11 protein-coding genes and 1 pseudogene are annotated in these 15,506 nt (G+C 72.5%); 4 read left to right on the top strand and 8 right to left on the bottom strand.

Going from position 1 to position 15,506, the window contains the following annotated elements:
- Window positions 1-659, bottom strand: a pseudogene (locus AB0I32_RS26475) (MFS transporter); the annotation flags it as partial.
- A gap of 72 nt (window positions 660-731) precedes the next feature.
- On the opposite strand from AB0I32_RS26475, the gene AB0I32_RS26470 reads away from it, so the two are divergent.
- The 3 genes from AB0I32_RS26470 (at window position 732) to hemQ (ending at window position 3,691) form a co-directional block, all read left to right on the top strand.
- The gene (locus AB0I32_RS26470) at window positions 732-1,619 is read left to right on the top strand and encodes a LysR family transcriptional regulator (protein ID WP_357511569.1); all 888 of its coding nucleotides are present in this window, start codon (window positions 732-734) and stop codon (window positions 1,617-1,619) included.
- A 133-nt stretch (window positions 1,620-1,752) separates the two neighbouring features.
- Window positions 1,753-2,907 (top strand): ferrochelatase, encoded by a 1,155-nt coding sequence (locus tag AB0I32_RS26465; protein WP_357511567.1) that lies wholly within the window; start codon window positions 1,753-1,755, stop codon window positions 2,905-2,907.
- A gap of 34 nt (window positions 2,908-2,941) precedes the next feature.
- The gene (gene hemQ, locus AB0I32_RS26460; protein WP_357511565.1) at window positions 2,942-3,691 is read left to right on the top strand and encodes a hydrogen peroxide-dependent heme synthase; all 750 of its coding nucleotides are present in this window, start codon (window positions 2,942-2,944) and stop codon (window positions 3,689-3,691) included.
- Between the two features lie 132 nt (window positions 3,692-3,823).
- Here the strand turns inward: hemQ and AB0I32_RS26455 are convergent, their stop codons facing one another.
- The 3 genes from AB0I32_RS26455 to AB0I32_RS26445 all read right to left on the bottom strand — a co-directional run bounded on the left by AB0I32_RS26455 (window position 3,824) and on the right by AB0I32_RS26445 (window position 7,043).
- Window positions 3,824-4,651, bottom strand: coding sequence for a putative protein N(5)-glutamine methyltransferase (locus AB0I32_RS26455; protein ID WP_357511563.1), 828 nt, complete (start codon window positions 4,649-4,651; stop codon window positions 3,824-3,826).
- A gap of 118 nt (window positions 4,652-4,769) precedes the next feature.
- The gene (locus AB0I32_RS26450) at window positions 4,770-6,077 is read right to left on the bottom strand and encodes a Glu/Leu/Phe/Val dehydrogenase (RefSeq protein WP_357511561.1); all 1,308 of its coding nucleotides are present in this window, start codon (window positions 6,075-6,077) and stop codon (window positions 4,770-4,772) included.
- 201 nt (window positions 6,078-6,278) lie between these two features.
- Window positions 6,279-7,043 (bottom strand): AraC family transcriptional regulator, encoded by a 765-nt coding sequence (locus AB0I32_RS26445; protein ID WP_357511559.1) that lies wholly within the window; start codon window positions 7,041-7,043, stop codon window positions 6,279-6,281.
- Window positions 7,044-7,151: 108 nt separating this feature from the next.
- Here AB0I32_RS26445 and AB0I32_RS26440 point away from each other — a divergent pair, with 108 nt between their 5' ends.
- Window positions 7,152-10,703, top strand: a complete 3,552-nt coding sequence (locus tag AB0I32_RS26440; protein ID WP_357511557.1) for a bifunctional proline dehydrogenase/L-glutamate gamma-semialdehyde dehydrogenase — start codon at window positions 7,152-7,154, stop codon at window positions 10,701-10,703.
- A gap of 57 nt (window positions 10,704-10,760) precedes the next feature.
- Here AB0I32_RS26440 and AB0I32_RS26435 read toward each other — a convergent pair whose 3' ends face one another.
- The 4 genes from AB0I32_RS26435 to AB0I32_RS26420 are packed head-to-tail and all read right to left on the bottom strand — an operon-like array spanning window position 10,761 to window position 15,326.
- On the bottom strand, window positions 10,761-11,753 hold the full coding sequence (locus tag AB0I32_RS26435) for a LacI family DNA-binding transcriptional regulator (RefSeq protein ID WP_357511555.1): 993 nt from the start codon (window positions 11,751-11,753) through the stop codon (window positions 10,761-10,763).
- A gap of 29 nt (window positions 11,754-11,782) precedes the next feature.
- On the bottom strand, window positions 11,783-13,384 hold the full coding sequence (locus AB0I32_RS26430; protein WP_357511553.1) for a GH1 family beta-glucosidase: 1,602 nt from the start codon (window positions 13,382-13,384) through the stop codon (window positions 11,783-11,785).
- An 8-nt stretch (window positions 13,385-13,392) separates the two neighbouring features.
- Window positions 13,393-14,310: a carbohydrate ABC transporter permease gene (locus tag AB0I32_RS26425; protein WP_357511551.1), complete on the bottom strand. Its 918-nt coding sequence runs from the start codon at window positions 14,308-14,310 to the stop codon at window positions 13,393-13,395.
- Entirely contained in the window at window positions 14,307-15,326 is a 1,020-nt protein-coding gene (locus AB0I32_RS26420) for a sugar ABC transporter permease (protein ID WP_357511549.1), read from the bottom strand. The genes AB0I32_RS26425 and AB0I32_RS26420 overlap by 4 nt, the downstream gene beginning before the upstream one ends.
- Window positions 15,327-15,506 lie beyond the last annotated feature (180 nt).

Raw genomic sequence — 15,506 nt, 5'->3', positions numbered from 1 at the left:
CGTTGGCCCCCCCGGGTCAAACCTTGTGGTTCTTGTTTTTCGAGCCCTGGTGAGGTCTCGACAAGCTCGACCGGCGGACGTCGCTCGGCCCCCGGCACGGTCAGCATCGCGACGGCGCTCAGCGCGACGGCCGCCGCCTCGCACCACAGCAACGGCTCGGCGCCCCACACGACCAGCAGCCACGCCCCGAGCGGCGGCGCGAAGATCATCGACGACCGGTGTGCGAGGTCCTGCCAGGCCAGCGCCCGTGCACCGACGTCGGGCCCGTTGCCTGGCAGCTCGGCAAGGTCGGCGGTCAGGGCGCGCTGCGCGGGCGCGAGCATCGCCGACGTCGTCCCGGTGACGAGGCCCGTCGCGCACAGCACCACCGCGCCGACACCGACGGTCGCCGCGGCAACCGGCACCATGACCAGCCCGAGCACCTGCACGGCGAGCAGGATCGCGAGCGAGCGGCCGGACGTCAGCCGCGCCCGCAGGCGCCGGCCCCACCACGCGGAGGTGAGCAGCGGCAGGCCCGCGACGCCGCCGACGAGACCGGTGGTCCAGGCGTCGCCGGTCTGGTCGAGCGCGACCAGCGGCAGCGCGACGGCGGTGACGCGCTGGCCGGTCCACGTGACGAAGGTCGTGGCGGTCAGGGTGACGAGGTGTGGGTGACGCACGGCCTCATCCTGAGCGGGCGGCGCAGTGCCCGGTAGACGGCCCTCTGGCATGACCCGACATAGGCTGGGGCTATGAGCTCATACCCCACGGTCGAGGACCTCCGGCTGGTCGACGCGGTCGCCCGCCACGGGTCGCTCGGCGCCGCCGCACGCGAGCTGCTGGTGAGCCAGCCGTCGGCGAGCCAGCGGCTGGCCGCGCTGGAGCGGCGCGTGGGCGTCACCCTGTTCGACCGGGACACCACCGGTGCGCGTCCGACGGCGGCCGGGCGGGAGTTCTACGAGCAGGCCGCGCACGTCCTCGACCACCTGGGCGCGATAGTCGGCCGTGCGCTCGCGGCCGCCCAGTCGCGGACGGTGTCCGTCGGCACCATCCCCAGCCTCGCGGGCACGCTGTTCGCGGTGCTGGACGTGCTGCTCGGCGACGTGGTCCTCCAGCCGGAGGTGGAGCACGGTCCGCGGCTGCTGGAGTGGGTCGAGCGGGGGACGCTCGACGCGGCGTTCGTGACCATCGCGAAGCAGGTTCCGATCGCCAGGGGCCTCGTGGTCACCGAGGTGGGCCAGCACGACCTGGTCACGCTGCTGCCCGACGGCGCTCCCGAGCGCGGGTCCGGGCGGCGGCCGTACGCCGGGCAGACGGTGGTCTGCTGTGCGCTCGACCTGTCGCGCGACATCCTCCTGCAGCGGCTGACCGATCTCGGTGCGCAGGTTCGGCACTCGGCCACCGCGGAGTCGGCCGTGCGGACCGCGCGGGAGCGCCGCTGCGCCGTCGTCGTGCCCGACATGGTGGCGCGCTGGTACGCGGCGCCCGGCGACCGGATAGTGCCCGCGCCGGTCCGGTTCGGGGTCCGGCTGTCGCTGGTGACCCGGAGCCCGGCGCCGTCGGGCCTGGTCGACGTGCTCCCGGGGCTGCGCGAGCGGCTGGACCGCGGGAACACGCACGCCCGGCGCAAGGCGTCATGAGCCGCGAGCGTCGACGCGGGCGTTCCGTCCGGCACGGTCCGAGGTGGGTTCTGACAGGACGTCGCATCGATGTCACGTCCCGTTCGCCCCTCTCCGGGCGGGCCCGCACCGCGGACGGTGGAAAGATGGAACCATGCCCGCGAACTCCCCCCAGCCTGCGGCGCACGACGCCGCGCCGTACGACGCCCTGCTGCTCTACTCCTTCGGTGGCCCGAACAAACCGGAGGACGTGGTGCCGTTCCTGCGCAACGTCACCGCAGGCAAGGGCATCCCGGACGAGCGGCTCGAGGAGGTGGGCGAGCACTACTACGGGTTCGGCGGCAAGAGCCCCATCAACGAGCAGAACCTCGCGCTGAAGGCGGCGCTCGAGGCCGAGCTCGCCGACCGCGGCATCGACCTGCCGGTCGTGTGGGGCAACCGCAACTGGGAGCCGTACACCGGCGACGCCGTGGACGAGCTGGAGAAGCTGGGCGCCGAACGTGCCGTCGCGCTCGTGACCAGCGCCTTCTCGTCGTACTCGGGCTGCCGCCAGTACCGCGAGGACCTCGCGGTGACGCTGGACAAGCGCGGACAGCTCGGCCCCGACGGGTCCACGGGCGTGCAGTTCGACAAGGTCCGTTCCTACTTCAACCACCCGGGCTTCGCTCAGGCCAACGTCGACGCCGTCGTCGAGGCGTACGCCGAGCTCGCGGCACAGGGCGGCTCCGGCGCCGACGCCAAGCTGGTGTTCGTCACGCACTCGATCCCGGACACCATGGAGGCGGCGTCGCGGATCTCGCACGCCACCTACTCCGAGCAGCACCTCGATCTCGCCGGGGTCGTCGCCGCTCAGGTCGCCGAGCGGCTCGGGCACGACGTGCCCTGGGACCTGGCGTACTGCTCGCGCTCCGGCCCGCCGAGCCAGCCGTGGCTCGAGCCGGACGTCAACGACCACCTGGAGGCTCTGGCGGCCGACGGCGTGCGCAACGTCGTCCTGTCCCCGATCGGGTTCATCTCCGACCACATGGAGGTGGCCTACGACCTCGACACCGAGGCGCTGGCTACCGCGAAGGACCTCGGCATGACGGCGGTCCGTGCCGGCACGGTGGGCACGCGCCGGCCGTTCGTCAGTGGTCTCGTCGACCTGCTGCTCGAACGGGCGGCCCTGGCCCGCGGCGACGAGGTCACCGAGGCGACCGTAGGCTCGCTCCCGGCCCTCCGCTCGGTCTGCGCGCCGGGCTGCTGCCTGCGGCGCGACGGTGAGCCGAGCGGCGTCCCGGCGCTGTGCAGCACCGACCTGTACTCATGAGTCCTGCGGGACGGCCACGACCGAGAGGCAACACATGAACGACGCACACGTGCACGGGGACACCGGTCACGAGATCGACACGGCCGCCATCAACGAGGGCATCCGGTACACGATGTTCTCGGTCTTCTCCGTGACGGAGACGCTTCCCGCGGACGAGGCCGAGCGCAAGGCGGTGGTGGCCGACGCCGAGGCCGCCGTCGGCGGGGGCGGCGACCCCGCCGCGACCACCGGCGACCTCGTGACCCGTGGCTGGTACGACATCGGCGGCCTGCGTTCCGACGCCGACCTCCTGCTCTGGACCCACGGTGCGTCGATCGAGGCGGTGCAGGGCGCCTACCAGCGGCTGCGCGCGTCCGAGCTGGGGCGTTCGCTGGAGCCCGTGTGGTCGGTCGCCGCACTGCACCGTCCGGCCGAGTTCAACCGCGGGCACGTGCCGGCGTTCCTCGCGGGGGAGGCGCCGCGCGACTACATCTGCGTCTACCCGTTCGTGCGGTCCTACGACTGGTACCTCCTGCCCGAGGCCGAGCGCCGCACCATGCTGCGCGACCACGGCATGGCGGCCGCGGGTTACAAGGATGTCCGGGCCAACACGGTGTCCGCGTTCGCGCTCGGTGACTACGAGTGGATCCTCGCGTTCGAGGCCGACGCGCTGCACCGCATCGTCGACCTGATGCGGGACCTGCGCGCGACCGAGGCCCGCCGTCATGTGCGCGAGGAGATCCCGTTCTTCACGGGCCCGCGCACGAGCCTGGAGGCCTGGGCGTCCCGCCAGCCCCTGAGCTGACCGGCCCCTTCAGGAGACGCCCCGGGGCACCGGTATGCGATCGGGGTGTGTTGCTCTGCGTGGACAATGTCTACGCAGAGCAACACACCCCGGATTCGTATGGTCTCCCCGAGGGAGACCGGCCCAGCGTGCCTACCCAGGCAGGGTGGCGGCAAGGGCTGTGGCGCCCAGGTCCTCGTCGGACAGGACCGTGGGCCGCAGCCCGGATGCCACCAGGTGTTCGACGGCGGCGCTCACCTGGCCCTCGCTCGTCTCGATCAGCAGGTGCCCGCCTGGGCGCAGGAGCCTCGGGGCCAGGTCGATCACCCGGCGGAGGATCACCAGACCGTCGTCGCCGCCGTCGAGCGCGGCGTGCGGCTCGTGCTCGCGGGCCTCCGGCGGCATCAGGCTGATCGCGGACGTCGGTACGTACGGCGCGTTCGCGACGAGGATGTCGACGCGGCCCCACACCTCGGCCGGGAGCGGGTCGGCGAGGTCGCCCGCGTAGGTGTGCGCGGTGAGCGCGCCCGTGCCGGGGGCGGCAGCGTCGTCGGACAGTGCCTTGAGATTGTCGTGCGCGCAGGTCACGGCAGCCGGGTCGACGTCGGCGGCGTGGATCTCGACGTCGCGCCCCGCCGCGAGGAGGCGGGCCGCGACGGCGCCGCCGAGTGCCCCGCAGCCGCAGCACAGGTCGACCAGCAGCACCGGGCCGGAGCCGGCGTCGGCGGCGCGTGCGGCCGCCTCCCGGACCAGCAGCTCGGACCGCTGCCGCGGCACGAACACGCCGGGCGCTACCAGCCAGCGGCGACCGTCGAGCTCGGCCCAGCCCACCAGATGCTCGAGCGGGAGCCCGCCGACGCGCGCGGCGGCGAGCTCCTCGAGGCGGGCGACGTCGCCGTCGGCGGCCTCGGTGATGATCCGCGCCTCGTCCTCGGCGAAGACACAGCCTGCGGCGCGCAGGCGCGCTACGAGTTCGTCCATGGCGCGAGCGTAGGCCCCTGCGCCCGCGGCGCCTGCCTGGTCACGGTGTGCCTGCCTCCGCCGGTCGAGCTTGTCGAGACCCTCCGGGCCTCGACAAGCTCGACCGACGGGCGGTCGGTCAGGGGTACAGGCCCCGGATCTGGTGCGCCTCCGCGACCCGCTTGACGCCGATGACGAGCGCCGCGTCCCGCAGCGACAGGTGCTCGCGCTGAGCCAGCGCCGAGACCTCCGCGTAAGCAGTGATCATGCGGTGCTCCAGCTTGTCCGCGATCTCCTGCTCGGTCCACCAGTACGTCTGGTTCGCCTGCACCCACTCGAAGTAGGAGACGACCACGCCGCCGGCGTTCGCCAGGACGTCCGGGACCACCGTCACGCCGTTCTTGGCGAGCAGCGCGTCGCCGGCCGCCGTCGTGGGGCCGTTGGCGCCCTCGACGACCCAGCGGGCCTTGACGCTGCCGGCAGTGGTCTCGTCGAGCACGCCCTCGATGGCGGCCGGGACCAGCACGTCGACGTCGAGCGCGAGGAGCTCCGTGTTGGAGACCCGGTCGGCGTCGGCGAAGTCCACCACCGAGCCCGTGCGCTGCACGTGCTCCATGAGCCGGGGCACGTCGAGCCCGCCGTCGGCCCGGATGCCGCCGTACTGGTCGCTGACCGCGACGACGCGCGAGCCGCGTGCCGCGAAGATCTCCGCGGCGTGCGAGCCGACCTTGCCGAAGCCCTGGATGGCGACGGACACGTCGCTCAGGGCCATGCCGGCCTCCGCGAGCGCGGCTGACGTGACGTGCACGATGCCCGCCGACGTCGCCGTGCCGCGGCCCAGCGAACCGCCGACGGCGAGGGGCTTGCCGGTCACGACCGCGGGGATCGTGTACCCGCGGTTGACCGAGTAGGTGTCCATCACCCAGGCCATGGTCTGGGCGTCGGTGCCCATGTCCGGGGCCATGATGTCGGTGTCGGGGCCGATCATCGGCATGATCTCCGACGTGTACCGCCGGGTCACGCGCTCGAGCTCGGCCTGCGAGTAGCTGCGGGGGTCGATGGCGACGCCGCCCTTGGCGCCGCCGTACGGCAGGTTGACCACCGCACACTTCCAGGTCATCCACATGGCCAGCGCACGCACCTCGTCGACGTCGACGGAGGGGTGGTAGCGCAGACCGCCCTTGCCTGGGCCGAGGCTCACGTTGTGCTGCACGCGGAAGCCGTGGAACAGGACGGTCTCGCCCGTGTCGCGGCGGAGCGGCACCGCGACGTGGATCTCACGGCGCGGCGTCGCGAGCATGCGGTGCAGGCCCTCGTCGTAACCGAGGATCTCGGCCGCCGTGGCGAGCTGCGCGTGCGCGGTGGCGAGTGCGGAACCTTCGACGGGCGATCCTGACGGCGCGAGGCTGGGTGGTGATGCGGGTGTGGACGTCGTTGTCGTCGTCACGTGGGTCCTCCGGGGAGAACGGCGCCTACCGCCTTGGGAGCGGGGCGCGGGTTGCGCGGCGCGGGGTTTGCGCCTCTCCATCACCGTATCGCTTCGATGGGCTGCGGTGCGCGACGGTGAAGGATGCATCCGGTAATTTTCCGGCAACGACTCCGTAACCCGGAAATTTAGGGGGAGCCGCCTCAGGCTCTGCCGGCCGGCTCAGCCGCGCCGCGACCGGCTCCGGAACGACGACGGCGTCTCGCCGGTCAGCCGCGCGAACGTGCGCGTGAACGAGGGCTGGTCGTAGAAGCCCGCGGCGGTCGCGACGTCGGCCAGCGGCACGGTGCTCGTGGTGAGCAGGTGCGCCGCGCGGTCGACCCGCAGCCGGAGCACCAGCTGGCGCGGGGAGAGCCCGAAGACCCGCCGGACCCGGCGGTCCAGGGACGCCGGGCTGCACCCGGCGAGCACGGCGAGATCGGTCACCGACGGGACCTCGCCGTGCTCGAGCAGGTTCTCGATGTCGGCGCGCAACCGGGCCATGGCCTGGATGGTCGCGTCGTCGGCGTCCCCGGAGCGCAGGTCCTGCGACACGGAGACCAGTCCCACGTACGCGCCGGACTCGTCGTGCAGGGGCAGCTTCGAGGTGAGGAACCAGCCCGGCGCCCCTCCGACGTGCCGGATCAGCTCGAGCTCGCCCCGCAGCGGCTTGTCGGTGGTGCGGACGTGGGTGTCCTGGTTCTCGTAGCGTTCGGCGAGCTCTGGCACGAAGAGGTCGGCGGCGCGCTTGCCGATCACGTCCCGGCGGGACCTCTCGCGCGTGCGCCCCACGAAGACCTGGTTCACGAGCACGTAGCGCCCGTCGGCGTCCTTGGCGCAGAACATGACCCCGGACAGCTCGTCCATGAGGGAGACCATTGCGGGGTTCAGCGCTGCCAGCAGGGCCCTCGTCTCAGGCCGGGCCGTGCTGTTCGACGGGTTGCTCATGGGGTTCCGATGCTACGCGGCGCGCGGCCGCGCACTTGGCGAAAACCGGTGCCGACAGCGAGTGATCTCGCCAATACATGTGAACGGCTTCGGGTGCACCCTGGAGGAATGAAGACCTCCGCCCGGCGCGACCGCGCCGCTTCCGCCACAGTCCCGACCGGGGGCGCAGGCGCACAGGACAGCGCCACGGCGCAGGCTCCGACCGAGCCGACCGTGCAGCCCGCCGCCGACACCCTCGTCGAGGACGCCGTAGCCCTCGCCAGGACCTGGATCGGTACCGCCACCGGCACGGACGCCGGCGCCGAGGCCGCAGGTTCCAAGACCGCCGGCTCCAAGACCGACCGAGCGGTGGCCCGCGCGTCCGCCGCCCTCGGTGCGCTCGTGTCCGACCCCGCCGGCCTCGAGCTCGCCGTCGGCTTCGTCGACGACGTCGCCCGCCCGCAGGACACCCACGTCGCCGCGAAGGCACTGGCAAGGCTCGGCAAGCAGGCCGGCAGCGCGACCTTCCTGAGCCCCACCGACCGTGCCCTGTTCCGGGCCGGCGCCCTGGCCGCCCCGGCCTTCCCGGGCATCGTGGTCCCGGCTGCCCGCGCCCGCCTGCGCCAGCTCGTGGGCCACCTCGTGGCCGACGCCGGTGCCGGGCTCACCGCCCACCTCGCCCGCACCCGGGCCGAGGGCTACACCCTCAACGTGAACCTGCTCGGCGAGGCGGTCCTCGGCGCCGAGGAGGCCGCCGGCCGGCTGGCCCGCACCATCGCGCTCGTGGAGCGTCCGGACGTCGACTACGTGTCGGTCAAGGTCTCCAGCGTCGCGGCCCAGCTCGTCACGTGGGACCTCGAGGGCTCCCGCGACCGCGTCGTCGAGCAGCTGCTGCCGCTGTACCGGGCCGCGCGCGACCACGGCGTGTTCCTCAACCTGGACATGGAGGAGTACCGCGACCTCGCGCTGACCACCGCGGTGTTCACCGAGATCCTGGGCCGCGCCGAGTTCCGCGACCTGGAGGCCGGCATCGTGCTCCAGGCCTACCTCCCCGACGGGCTGGACGCCCTCGACGCCCTCACCGAGTTCGCCACCCAGCGGGTCGCCGACGGCGGCGCGCGCATCAAGGTGCGCATCGTCAAGGGCGCGAACCTGGCGATGGAGCACGTCGAGGCCACCCTGCACGACTGGCCCCAGGCGCCGTACACGTCCAAGCCCGACGTCGACGCCAACTACGTCCGCATGCTCGACCACGCGCTGCGCCCCGAGCGCGCGCAGGCGGTCCGCATCGGTGCGGCGTCGCACAACCTGTTCCACGTGGCGCTCGCGATCCTGCTCGGCCGGGCGCGCGGCGTCTCCGAGGCGCTCGACATCGAGATGCTGCAGGGTATGGCCCCGGCGGAGGCAGCGGCGGTCCGCGACGAGGTCGCCAAGGACGCCGGCCGGGTGGTGCTGTACACCCCTGTGGTGCGCGACGAGGACTTCGACGTCGCCATCTCCTACCTGGTGCGGCGCCTGGAGGAGAACGCGGCGGAGCAGAACTTCCTGCACGCGGCGTTCGCTCCGGCCTCGACGGCTTCGACCACCGATGCCCCCATGGACCGGCAGGAGGCCGCCTTCCGTGCGTCCGTCGAGCTGGGCGTGCACTACTCGGACGACGACGTCACCCCGCGCCGTCGCCCGCGCCCCGCGCCGCAGCCGGTGACGGGACCGTTCCGCAACGCCGCCGACACCGACCCCGCCGTCGCCGAGCACCGCGCGTGGGCGCAGCAGATCACCGGCCCGCTCTCCGGCTACGTCCCGGCGCTCGCCGAGCCGCTGGCGACGTCGGCCCAGGTGGACGACGTCGTGGCGCTCGCCCGCCGCGCGGGCGCCGCGTGGTCCAAGGTGTCCGCGACCGACCGGGGCCGCGTGCTCCGCGCCGCGGCCGAGCACCTGGAGGCCGCTCGCGCCGACCTCGTCGCGGCCATGGTGCACGAGGCCGGCAAGACCGTGGCCGAGGCCGACCCCGAGGTCAGCGAGGCCGTGGACTTCGCCGCGTACTACGCGCAGGCGGCAGAGGCCCTGGACCCGACGTCGGAGGCCTGGCAGGGCGCCCGCTTCACGCCCGACGGCGTCACCCTGGTCACCCCGCCGTGGAACTTCCCCGTCGCGATCCCGATCGGCGGCGTGCTCGCCGGCCTCGCGGCCGGGACCGCGGTGATCGCGAAGCCCGCGCCGCCTACGCCGCGCTGCCTGGAGATCGCCGTCGAGGCGGTGCACGCCGCGCTCGACGAGGTCGCCCCGGAGATCGGGCTGGACTCGGCGCTGGCCCGCTCGGTCGCGCAGTTCGTCCGTGTGCCCGACGGCGACCTCGGCCGCCGGCTCGTGACGCACGACGGCGTGTCCCGCGTGATCCTGACCGGCGCCATCGAGACCGCCGAGATGTTCGCGTCCTGGCGGCCCGAGCTGCCGGTGCTCGCCGAGACGTCCGGCAAGAACGCGATAGTCGTGACGCCGTCGGCGGACCTGGACCTGGCCGTCGCGGACGTCGTGCGCTCGGCGTTCGGGCACGCGGGACAGAAGTGCTCCGCCGCTTCGCTCGTGATCCTCGTCGGCTCGGTGGGTGACCCGCGCAGCGCGACCGGCGAGCGGTTCCGGCGGCAGCTGGTCGACGCGGTGGCGTCGCTCGCCGTCGGACCGGCGACCGACCTGGCGACCGTGATGGGACCGCTCACCGAACCGGCGCAGGGCAAGCTCCTACACGCCCTGACCACGCTCGAGCCCGGCGAGACCTGGCTCGTGCGGCCACGCCGCCTGGACGCGGTGGCCCGCGAGGCAGGCCTGGGCCGCGGACGGCTCTGGACCCCCGGCGTGCGCGACGGCGTCCGCCCCGGCTCGTTCTTCCACCTCACCGAGTGCTTCGGCCCGGTCCTTGGCATCATGACCGCCCGCACGCTCGACGAGGCGATCGCGCTGCAGAACGCCGTGTCGTTCGGCCTCACCGGTGGCATCCACTCCCTCGACGACACCGAGGTGGCGCACTGGCTCGACCGGGTGGAGGTCGGCAACGCCTACGTGAACCGGCACATCACCGGCGCTGTGGTGCAGCGCCAGTCGTTCGGCGGCTGGAAGGCGTCCTCCGTGGGACCGGGCGCCAAGGCCGGTGGGCCCAACTACGTCGCGCAGCTCGGCCGGTGGGAGGACGCGCCGGACGTGCCGTCGCGCACCGCCGACCCGTCCGGCTGGCTCGCCTGGGCCCGGGCCGACGACGACCGCGCCTGGGTGACCGAGTTCGCCCCCGCGCACGACCCCTCGGGGCTCGGCGTCGAGTCGAACGTGTTCCGCTACCGGCCGGTCCCGGGGATCACCGTGCGGGTCGGCGTCGACGCGCCGGACGTCGAGGTGCAGCGCGTGCTGGCCGCCGCCGCGCGGGCGGACGTGCAGGCGACCGTCGTCGGGCAGCGGGACATGACGGACGAGGCGTTCGCCGACGCCGTCGCCGACGGCAAGGTGACCGGCCGGATCCGCGTGGTGGGCGAGGCCCCGGGCCTGCGCGACGCGGCGGCGAGCCGCCTCGGAACGGTGACCGTGCTGGACGCCCCGGTCCTGGCGAGCGGACGCCGCGAGCTGCTGACGATGCTCCGCGAGCAGGCGGTGAGCCGCACGATGCACCGCTACGGCCACCAGCGCACCGCCTAGAGGTCGCCGAGGTAGAGCGCCTGTCCGGACAGGCGCTCTACCTCGGCGGACCGAGGGTCAGGCGGAGTCGCCCTCGACCAGGCGGGGGGCGAAGATGCGGCGTTCGTCGCGGACCGGGCGGCCCGCCACCAGGTCCACCAGCATGCTCGTCGCGGCACCCACCATCTGCACCACCGGGTTGTGCACGGTCGTGAGCCGCGGCGACGTCGTCTCCGCGATGCCGAGGTCGTCGAACCCGACCACCGAGACGTCGCCGGGCACCGACCGGCCGCGGTCGGCGAGCACGCGCAGCGTGGCCTCCGCCATCAGGTCGGACGCGGCGAAGATGCCGTCCAGGTCGGGGTGCGCGTCGAGGAGCCGGGCCGCCGCGACAGCTGCCCCCGCGACCGTGAAGTCGCCCTCGACCACTGCGTCGTCGGGCAGGCCGGCGTCACGCAGCGCTTCTCGCCACCCGACCATCCGGTCCACCCCGGCCGGCATGTCGAGCGGCCCGGTGATGGTGCCGATGCGCCGGCGGCCGCGATCGATCATCCGCTGGGTGGCGATACGCCCGCCCGTGACGTTGTCGACGTCGACGTAGCGCAGGCCGCGCGAGAACATCGGGTCGGGCTCGAAGAGGCGGCCCACGAAGACGGCGGGCAGCATGGTCGGCCCGAGCTCGGTCTCGAGGTGGTCGCCCCGGTGGTGCGACGCCACGATGACGCCGTCCACATGACCGCTGCGCAGGTAGCGGCCCACCCGCCCGCGCTGCTCGCCCGGCCGGGCGAGCAGCAGCACGAGCTGGAGATCGGTCCCGGCCAGCCCCTCGCTGACACCCGCGAGGGTGCCGCTGAGGAACGGGTCGGTCAGGATGCGCTGGTCCGGCTCCGGCACCACGAGGGCTATCGAGTCGGTCCGCCGCGTCACGAGGGACCGGGCGGCGCGGTTCGGTGCGTACCCGAGGCGCGCGACGGCGTCGTCGACGGCCGCCTGCGCCTCGGGGGAGACGCGCAGGCCACCGTTGATGGCGCGCGACGCGGTCGACCGGGATACCCCGGCCGCCTGTGCCACGTCATCCAGGGTGGGTGGGCCTGAGGTCGTCACGCCTGGGGAACCGCCTTGTCCTCGCCGTTGGTGTCGCCGTCGCCAGAGTTGCCGGGCCGCGTGAGGACCGATGCCGACCGCTCCGGAACGGCATTGGCCCGCGCGACCTGACCGTACCAGCGGCCCGACGCCTTCACCGTGCGCTCCTGCGTCTCGTAGTCGACGCGCACGAGCCCGAAGCGCTTTCCGTAGCCCCACGCCCACTCGTAGTTGTCGAGCAGCGACCAGCCGAAGTAGCCGCGCACGTCGGCACCCTCGTCGATGGCGTCCTTGATGGCACGCAGGTGCACGTCGATGAACTCCAGGCGCTGCTGGTCGTCCACGAACCCGTCCGGTCCGACGACGTCCTCGTACGCGCTGCCGTTCTCCGTCACGTACAGCGCGATGCCGCGCGGCCCCGTGTAGTCCTGCTGCAGGCGCAGCAGGAGCCGGGTGAGGCCTTCGGGCTGGACCTCCCAGTTCTGGTCGGTCACGGGCAGGCCGCGCGGGTGCGTGTACGCGCCGTCGCCGCCCGGGAACGGGGACGACGACGGGCGGGTGACCGGGGCGCCACCCTCCAGCGGCCGCTCGGCGGGCGTCGCCGACACGGCGTTGCCGTGGTAGTAGTTCACGCCGAGCGAGTCGATGGGCGTCGAGATGATCTCGAGGTCGCCGTCGTGGATGTGCCGCTCGAGGCCGTACTCGCGCACGTCCTCCAGCACGTCCTCGGGGTAGGCCCCGCGCAGGATCGGGTCCGCGAAGATGCGGGTGAACCCACCGTCGAGCCGGCGTGCGGCGTCGACGTCCGCGGGGTCGTCCGGGTTCACCGGGTCCTCGACCTCGAAGTTGAGCGTGATGCCGAGGTTCGCGTCGGGTGCCCGCTCGCGCAGCGCCTCCACGGCCAGGCCGTGGGCGAGCGAGAGGTGGTGCGCGGCCGCGAGGCCGTCCTCGCGGGACTGCCGGCCCGGCGCGTGCTGGCCGCCCGTGTAGCCGAGGAACGCGGCGCACCACGGCTCGTTGAGCGTGGTCCACACGTCGACGCGGTCGCCGATCGCCTCGTGCATCGTGACCGCGTAGTCGCGGAACCGGTACGCGGTGTCGCGGTTGACCCAGCCGTTGGACTCGGCCTCGATCGCCTGCGGCAGGTCCCAGTGGTACAGCGTGAGCCACGGCAGGATGTCCGCGCCGAGCAGCTCGTCCACGAGCCGGTCGTAGTACGCCAGGCCCGCAGGGTTGACCGTGCGGCCGCCCGGGACCACCCGGGACCACGAGGTCGAGAACCGGTACGCCTTGATGCCGAGGTCCTTCATGAGCGCGACGTCGGCGGGGTAGCGGTGGTACTGGTCGCAGGCGACCTCGCCGTCCTCCTGGCCGAGCACGGCGCCCGGGACCTTGGCGAAGACGTCCCAGACGGAGTCCTCGCGGCCGTCCTCGTGGGCGGCGCCCTCCACCTGGTAGGCGGCGGTGGCCGCACCCCAGAGGAACCCGTCCGGGAAGCCGACGGTGCCCGTGGTGTTGGCGGTCGGCCCCGTCCGGGGTGCGGTGGGCGTGTACGGCAGGGCGATGCCAGGGGCAGGCTCGCGCCGTGCCTCCGCGGTCGTCTTGACGTTGAGTGTCATCCCGTGGGTCATCCCTTCACAGCTCCCTGCATGATGCCCGCGACGAGCTGCTTGCCGACGAAGGCGAAGATCACCAGCAGCGGGAGCGTCACGAGGAACACACCGCCCATGACCAGCGAGTAGTCCACGAAGTAGTTTGCCTGCAAAGACTTCACGACGAGCGGCAGCGTCGGATTCTCCGAGCTGAGCACGATCGACGGCCAGAAGAAGTTCGTCCACTGCTGGACGAACGTGAACAGGCCGAGCATCGCCGCGGCCGGGCGTGCCGCGGGCAGCGCGATGCTCCAGAACGTGCGGATCATCGAGGCGCCGTCCACGCGGGCGGCCTCGATCAGCTCGTACGGCAGCGCCTCGGACAGGTACTGCGTCATCCAGAACACGCCGAACGCGGCGACCAGCGACGGCACGATGACCGCCTGCAGCTTGCCGATCCAGTCCAGCTCCGACATGAGGATGTACATCGGGATCACGCCGAGCTGGGTCGGGACCGCCATCGTCGCGATGACGAACACGAGCAGCGGGCCACGGCCGCGGAAGCGCAGCTTCGCGAACGAGAACCCGGCGAGCGTCGAGAACAGCACGACCGCTGCGGAGACGATCACCGCGATGATCACCGAGTTCGTCAGCGCCAGCCAGAAGTTGATCTGGGTGGCCTCGATGACCGTCCGGAACTGAGCGAACAAGGAGGAGTCCGGCAGCCACTGCGGCACGGGGTTCTGCGAGATCGCGATCGGCTCCGACGAGCCGAGGAGCAGCGTGAAGTAGAGCGGGAAGACCGAGATCAGCAGGGTGATCCCGAGCAGCGCGTAGACGACCCAGCCGGCGCGGCGGTTGGTGCTCCCGACGGACGTTCGTTCCCGGCGGCGGAGGGCGGCCTTGGCGGCACCCTCACCAGCGGTCTGGGCGGTGACAGCGACGGAGCTCATGCGTTCCCTCCGGTGAGGCTCTTGCGCCTGGACTTCTTGACTGCAGTGCCCGACGACGAGATCCGCCGCGTGACCAGGAAGTTCACGAGGCCGATCGCGACGATCAGGAGGAACAGCATCCACGCGACGGCGGATGCCCGGCCGAGGCTGCGCTGGTCGCCCCAGGCGAGGTCGTACAGGTACACGACGGTGGTCATCCAGTTCTGGTCCGGACCGCCGAGCCCTGCCGAGTCGAAGAGGCGGACCTCGTCGAAGATCTGCAGGCCGCCGATGGTCGAGGTGATGACGACGAAGATGATGGTGGCGCGGATCTGCGGCACCGTGATGGAGAAGAACTGGCGCACGCGGCCGGCGCCGTCGATCACCGCTGCCTCGTAGAGGTCGCGCGGCACGGCCTGCATCGCCGCGAGGAAGATCAGGGCGTTGTAGCCCATCCAGCGGTAGTTGACCATCGTGGCGATGGCGACGTGGCTGGCGATCCGGTCGCCGTGCCAGGCGATCGGGTCGAGCCCGACCGCGGAGATCATGGCGTTGATCAGACCGTACTGGTCGGCGAACAGGCGGCCGAAGATCATCGAGACCGCGACGGGCGCGACCACGTAGGGGATCAGCACGCCCATGCGCCAGAACGTCGCCGCCCGCAGGTTCTGGTCCAGCAGGGCCGCGATGATCAGCGCGATGATCACCTGCGGGACCGAGGAGAACACGAAGATCGAGAGCGTGTTGACCAGGGCCTTCCAGAAGGTGGGCTGGGCGAGCACGAACGTGAAGTTCTCCAGGCCGACGAAGTCGCCCTGGCCGCCGAGCAGGCTCCAGTCGTGCACCGAGACGAACGCGGTGTACGCGAGCGGGAACAGGCCGGTCACCGCGAACAGGATGAAGAACGGCGAGATGTACAGGTAGGGGGAAAGCTTCACGTCCCACCGGCCGAGCCGCTGGGAGAAGCCGAGTCTGCGTGACTCGCGCTGTGGCGCACCGGAGCCCGGTGCCGGTCGTTGGGGTGTCAGAACAGCCATCTCATCTTCCGCCGCGTCATCGTCGGTTGGTCACTTGGGGAGCGCCCGGAGGGGTGCTCGCGCAGATCCGGTGGTCGAGCGTGTTTCCGGGACCATGACCAGGTCGTACAGCTTGGACTGGTTCACGAACTGCCCGGCCGTGAACGTCACCGTGACGGTGGTGCCGTCGGTCTCGATGGT

It is taken from the genome of Promicromonospora sp. NPDC050249 (genome assembly GCF_040656015.1).
Taxonomy (GTDB): Bacteria; Actinomycetota; Actinomycetes; order Actinomycetales; family Cellulomonadaceae; genus Promicromonospora.
The sequence above is the reverse complement of the archived record's forward strand: the minus strand, read 5'-3'. Positions and strand labels throughout refer to the sequence as shown.

What these genes read in the sequence shown, in the direction of transcription:
- AB0I32_RS26470 (WP_357511569.1), top strand. Translation starts at nt 732, where the DNA reads ATGAGCTCATACCCCACGGTCGAGGACCTCCGGCTGGTCGACGCGGTC.
- AB0I32_RS26465 (WP_357511567.1), top strand. Translation starts at nt 1,753, where the DNA reads ATGCCCGCGAACTCCCCCCAGCCTGCGGCGCACGACGCCGCGCCGTAC.
- hemQ (WP_357511565.1), top strand. Translation starts at nt 2,942, where the DNA reads ATGAACGACGCACACGTGCACGGGGACACCGGTCACGAGATCGACACG.
- AB0I32_RS26455 (WP_357511563.1), bottom strand. Translation starts at nt 4,651, where the DNA reads ATGGACGAACTCGTAGCGCGCCTGCGCGCCGCAGGCTGTGTCTTCGCC.
- AB0I32_RS26445 (WP_357511559.1), bottom strand. Translation starts at nt 7,043, where the DNA reads ATGAGCAACCCGTCGAACAGCACGGCCCGGCCTGAGACGAGGGCCCTG.
- AB0I32_RS26440 (WP_357511557.1), top strand. Translation starts at nt 7,152, where the DNA reads ATGAAGACCTCCGCCCGGCGCGACCGCGCCGCTTCCGCCACAGTCCCG.
- AB0I32_RS26430 (WP_357511553.1), bottom strand. Translation starts at nt 13,384, where the DNA reads ATGACACTCAACGTCAAGACGACCGCGGAGGCACGGCGCGAGCCTGCC.
- AB0I32_RS26425 (WP_357511551.1), bottom strand. Translation starts at nt 14,310, where the DNA reads ATGAGCTCCGTCGCTGTCACCGCCCAGACCGCTGGTGAGGGTGCCGCC.
- AB0I32_RS26420 (WP_357511549.1), bottom strand. Translation starts at nt 15,326, where the DNA reads ATGGCTGTTCTGACACCCCAACGACCGGCACCGGGCTCCGGTGCGCCA.